The 2,731-nt window shown below is 72.8% G+C and carries 2 protein-coding genes; both read left to right on the plus strand.

All coding sequences use genetic code 11. The features are described from left to right. The coding region (locus D452_RS30705) for a hypothetical protein (protein WP_017544414.1) at positions 1 to 1,985 on the plus strand (1,985 nt) is incomplete at its 5' end. Between the two features lie 210 nt (positions 1,986 to 2,195). Next, positions 2,196 to 2,731 (plus strand): NYN domain-containing protein (locus tag D452_RS0112125; protein WP_017544415.1); only part of this gene is annotated, 536 nt, incomplete at its 3' end.

Raw genomic sequence — 2,731 nt, forward strand, 5'->3', positions numbered from 1 at the left:
CGGTGGCGCTGGCCCTGGTGGGAGGCGAGGGGGCGCCGCCCACCGATCCCCCTCCGGTGGCCGCTCCCCAGGAGGACCCCCCGGCGGTCGGGGCGCCCGAGACCCCCGACGATCCTCCCGCCCAGGACCCGGCTGCCCCCGAGGCCCCCGAGGACCCGGCCGCGCCGGAACCCGAACCGGCACCGCTTCCCGTGCCCTCGGTGCCCGCCGACGTCCCGGCCGCGCCGGCACCGTCCCCCGGGACTCCGCCGCCCCCGGAGGCCCCGGAGGACGCCCCGGCCGCGCCGGAACCCGAGGAACCGGAGGAGCCCGGTCCGGAGTTCGCGGCGGGCATCGACCCGGTCGGCGCCCTGGTGCCGGGCAGCGACGGGATCATGGTCCTGGACGTGCTCAACGTGGGCGCGGCCACCGCCGGCGACGTGGTCGCCGCCATCACCCTGCCGCCCGGGGTGGAGATGATCTCCTCCGGTGGCGCCGGGAACGCCGTCCCCATGGCCGCCGGGAACGGGGACTGGGGTTGCTCGACGGGCAGTGGCGGCGGCGAGTGCGTGCGCACCGGAATGGGGGAGGGGGAGAACAGCACCCAGTTCCTCGACGTCCGGGTGGCCGCAGACGCCGACGTGGACGTCCCCGCCAGCGTGGTGATCTCCTCGGGTGAGGTCAGATTCGAGGCGGTCGGCGAACGAGGGGTGACCCCGGACGGGATCGCCGCCCGCTACGCCACCGCCGGGCAGGTACGCACCGAAGCCGTCGGGAACGCCCTCCTGACCTGCACCGAGCCCGACCCCCCGAAGGGTGGATGGCCCTGGCCGTGGTGGGGTTGGCCGGGAGGCGGCTCATTGGAGCTTCCGGACGAGGGCGCTGTGGACCCGCCGGAGGAAGGCGTGGCCACCCCTCCCGCTGAAGCGGACCTGCGCCGCGCGCCCGCCGACGTCACCCCCGTCTCTCCCGAACTCGGCGGGGGGATCGGTGACCTCCTGGGTGAGGGCGGGGACCCGAGCGGCGCACCGGAGGAGTCCGACGACGACACGGACGGCGGAACCGACGGAAGGGACGAGCCTGAGGACGGGGCCGGTGACGACGCGACGGAGGAGGCCCCCGAGTCCCCGGAACCCGTCGAACCCCCTGAGGACGGGTACGCCGAAGAGGAAGAGGAAGAGGAAGAGGAGGAGGCCCCGGGGGTCTGCGCCGACGCCCGCCAACGGATCGGCGACCGGCTCGACAACGACAACTGGGTGATGGCCCCGCTCGACCGCGACGAGGACCCCACCACCACCTCCTCCAGCTCCGCCACCTGGGAGCTCCCCGAGGGCGGATCGGTGCGCTGGGCCGGACTGTACTTCTCGGCCGCGGGGGAGCCGAGCGCCCCCACCGCGCGGGTCAAGGGTCCCGGAATGGTCTCCTACACCACCGTCACCGCGACCGACACCCGTGCGGCCGACCTGCCGGGCTACCGCGCCTACCAGGCCTTCGCCGACGTCACCGGACTGGTGCGGTCGGCCGGGGGCGGCGAGTGGTGGGTCGGCGACATCCCCGCACGCGAGGGCAGGGGCGTCCACGCCGGGTGGAGTCTGGTGGTGGTCGTGGAGGACCCGTCGGTGGAGGGCTACCACCAGGCGATGGTGCTGGACGAGACCAGCGCGGTCTTCCAGGACGAGGTGGGGGCGCGCTTCCCGGTGTCCGGTCTGCTGCCGGAGTCGGTCCCGGCCCGGTTCGACGTGGTGGCCTGGGAGGGCGACGCCGACCTCGCCGGTGACCGGGTGATCGTGGGCGGGATCCCGGCCGCGCCGATCAGCGGACACGGGAGCGCCGACAACGCCTTCGTGAGTTCCTCGCGCGGGGCGGTGGGCGATCCGATGACGTTCGGGACCGACGTGGTCCGATTCGACGCGGTACTCGGGCGCGAAACGGATATCCGAATCCCGTCGGGTCAGGACGCCGTGTTGGTGGGGGTCGTCGCCCTCACCGCGCCGATGCGTACCTGAGGTCGGTGGCCGGGATGCCCCTTCCGTGGCCCTTCCGGGCCTGGTGGGGCATCCGGAGGACCGGGCGCGACCGCGAAGGGCCTCCTGTGCGTAGCAAGTTAGTAACTCTAAGTATTCGTCGATGGCACGCAAAACGAGACAGACTTGGCTAGGCTGTGCCCCGGTCATGGATATGGCCCCAGAGATCGACAGGGAAGGGGGCGGTGTCACGTGGACCGCTGCGCGTTGTTCGTCGACGCGGGATACCTTCTCGCCGACGGTGCGATGGCCGTGCACGGAACCCGTAACCGGGACTCCGTCGCCTGGGACTACTCCGGTCTCGTCCAGTTCCTCAACGAGGTGGCACGGGACCGGACGGGGCTGCCGCTCCTGCGCTGCTACTGGTACGAGGCGGTCGCCGACGACCGGCGGGCCCAGGAACAGGACAGCATCGCCGACATCCCCGGGATCAAGTTCCGGGCCGCCCGGATACGGCCGGGACGTCGTGAAGGCGTGGAGAGCTACGTCCAACGGGACCTCACCACCCTGGCCCGTACCGGTGTCCTGTCCGACGCTGTCCTGGTCAGCGGTGACGAGGACATGGCGCCCGTGGTCGCCGACGTCCAGGACATGGGTGTGCGCGTCACCGTCGTGCACATCTCGGTGGAGGGCAACTGGACCATCTCCCGTGCCCTGCGCCGGGAGAGCGACGACCTCATCGAGATCGGCGCCGGACACCTGCGCCCCCACGTGAACCTCCTGTCCGG

Source organism: Nocardiopsis prasina DSM 43845 (assembly GCF_000341265.1).
Taxonomy (GTDB): domain Bacteria; phylum Actinomycetota; class Actinomycetes; order Streptosporangiales; family Streptosporangiaceae; genus Nocardiopsis; species Nocardiopsis prasina.